This is a genomic window from Vibrio sp. 1402, from assembly GCF_033340275.1.
Window position 1 is genome coordinate 1 of record NZ_JAWOWE010000517.1, and the last position, 572, is coordinate 572.

Below are 572 nucleotides of genomic sequence, written 5' to 3' on the forward strand. Positions count from 1 at the left end.
AACTTTTCATCGTATTTCGCTAAAATCGCTTGTGTATTACCCAATTTTAACTGTGCGAAAGCTTCATCAATCAGTGCTTGGCGCTTTGCTACAAAATCGGAATGGTACAAATCCAGAGGACGGTGTTGATAGGCATTGATGAATGCCCCTTCAATGGGAGCGAAAATCGCATCCCAAAAAGTGAGCCCAAGTAATGCATTCAGCAGTGCATTTTCGGCGTAAAACACACTCCAGCCTAAAGATTCAAAGTGCGCTTTGCTGGCGAGTTCGACTCTCTGTTGAGATAAATCCAGTTCAACTCGGTACTCCATACAGGTTGGTTTTGTCACTCTTGGCACTTTCTCACCTTGTTTTCGTTTCAGCCGCTGCTCAAGTTTTTGTGCGACTTCGAGCTCAGACACATCGATCGGTGAGTGAAGCATCTCTGTGACAATGTCACTAAATAAATCATCATGGTTCAGTTTGTCATAGATACGTGCGCGTCGTTCTCGGCTTGGCGTAAGCTGAGTTTGGCCAAATAGAGATAGGGCGGTCTCTAGCTCATCAATCCGTTCGTAATCACGTGCTATGTC

At 45.1% G+C, this 572-nt stretch carries 1 pseudogene; it reads right to left on the reverse strand.

The features are described from left to right. A pseudogene (locus R7044_RS27005) lies at positions 1–572 on the reverse strand (VRR-NUC domain-containing protein); the annotation flags it as partial.